The 1,764-nt window shown below is 70.5% G+C and carries 2 protein-coding genes; one reads left to right on the top strand and one right to left on the bottom strand.

The genetic code is table 11. The features are described from left to right. Window positions 1-165: 165 nt before the first annotated feature. Entirely contained in the window at window positions 166-495 is a 330-nt protein-coding gene (locus tag AC27VN_RS40550) for an antibiotic biosynthesis monooxygenase family protein (RefSeq protein WP_093341517.1), read from the bottom strand. Between the two features lie 120 nt (window positions 496-615). Here AC27VN_RS40550 and AC27VN_RS40545 point away from each other — a divergent pair, with 120 nt between their 5' ends. Beyond that, a complete protein-coding gene (locus AC27VN_RS40545; RefSeq protein WP_093341516.1) occupies window positions 616-1,518 on the top strand; it encodes a transglutaminase family protein in 903 nt (300 codons plus the stop codon). Window positions 1,519-1,764: the final 246 nt, after the last annotated feature.

Here is a 1,764-nt window from a genome sequence, read left to right as displayed (position 1 = left end):
GACAAGGGCCTGTGGACCTGCACGGCGCTCGGCTCGCGCGGGCTCAGCTTTGCCGCGCTGTGCGCCGAACTGCTGGCCGCGCAGTGGCATGGCGAGCCCTTGCCGCTGCCGGTGGCGCTGGCCAAGGCCCTCGATACGCGGCGCACCGCGCGGGCTTGAGGGCCGCTACGCGGCGTCGAGCGCGGGCAGCAGGTGGTCGATGCGCCCATCGCCGTAGCTGCGCACCACCTCCGAGATCACCACCCGGTAGCCATCGAGCCAGTTCGCCTGCGCCGCCTTGGCCTGCAGATGCGAGGGATGCGTCATCAGCGCCTGCAGCGCCTCGAGCGAGCGCCAGTAGTAGACGTTCGACACCAGCCCGTTGGCACTGTTCTCCCAGCTCTCCTCGCCCAGGTAGCCGGGCAGCGCGCGGGCGGCCTCGGCGATCGCCTGGTCGAGCCGGTGGAAGGCGTCGTCGAACTGGCGGGTGGCGAAGATGAAAGTCGATGCGTACATGGTCCTCCATGGGCGAACGGTGCGGCCACGCGGGCCGAAGGGGCGCGGATTATGCGGCAGTCCTGCCTGCCCCATCGCCGCGGAGATGTCCGGCGACACACGAACGCAGGAGAATGCCCCATGCCCAGCACCCAGTACGACATCCGCCACACCACGATCTACCGCTACAACGAGCCGGTCAGCTTCGGGCTGCACCGCGTGATGTTCCGGCCACGCGACAGCCACGACCTGCGCGTGCTGGCCACCGACCTGCAGGTGAGCCCGTCGGCCCACACGCGGCTGATCCAGGACCCGCACTCCAATTCGGTGGCGCTGGTGCAGCCGATGGGCGAAGCGACCGAGCTGCGCATCGTCTGCGCCTTCACCATCGAGACCGTGCCCGCGGCCACGCAGGACCAGCTCGCGATCGACCCGGCCGCGGAGTTCCTGCCCTTCGCCTATTCGGTGCAGGACCGGCTCGACCTCGAGCACTACCTGCGCCCGCACCACGACGACCCCGACGGCACGCTGATCCGCTGGGCCCACCAGTTCCTGCACACCGACAAGCCCAACAGCACGCGCGAGGTGCTCACGCGCATGAACGCCCACATCGGCCAGAGCCTCGAGTACCTGGCGCGCGACGAGGAAGGCACGCAGACGCCGCTCGAGACGCTGGCGCTGGGCAGCGGCAGCTGCCGCGACTACGCGCTGCTGATGATGGAGGCGGTGCGCCGCCTGGGCATCGCCACGCGCTTCGTCTCGGGCTACATCTACGACGCCGCGCTCGACAGCACGGTGCAGGCCAAGGGCGAGGCCATGACCGGCGCCGGCACCACCCACGCCTGGCTGCAGGCCTACCTGCCGGGCGCGGGCTGGGTCGCGTTCGACCCGACCAACAACCTCATGGGCAGCGGCCAGCTGATCCGCGTCGGCGTGACGCGCGACCCGGCCCAGGGCGCGCCGATCTCGGGCAGTTGGTACGGCCCGGCCGAGGCCTACGAAGGCCTCGAGGCCACGGTGACGGTCACGCGCCGGCGCAACTGAGCGCGCCGCGCATGGCACCGCTGTCGCGCAGGCGATAGCGGCTACGGGAAAGCCCCCACCGATTGCAGGGGCGGCGCCTCTACGCTGCGCCGCCGGTCCGCAAGAAAAGCACGGTCGTGCCAGCCTCATGGGCACCTCCGGACGACGGCGGCCGGCATTCCTCGCCCCAAAAACGGAGACAACGAACCATGCATTCCGCGCGCCTCAAGCTCATCGTCATCGCCGCCAGCATCGCCGCCGCTTCCT

It is taken from the genome of Variovorax sp. 20P10.2.4 (genome assembly GCF_058244205.1).
This window is presented reverse-complemented; position numbering and strand designations above follow the sequence as displayed.

Bases quoted from the DNA above. Each gene is read 5' to 3' on its own strand.
- AC27VN_RS40550 (WP_093341517.1), bottom strand. From the start codon at position 495: ATGTACGCATCGACTTTCATCTTCGCCACCCGCCAGTTCGACGACGCC.
- AC27VN_RS40545 (WP_093341516.1), top strand. From the start codon at position 616: ATGCCCAGCACCCAGTACGACATCCGCCACACCACGATCTACCGCTAC.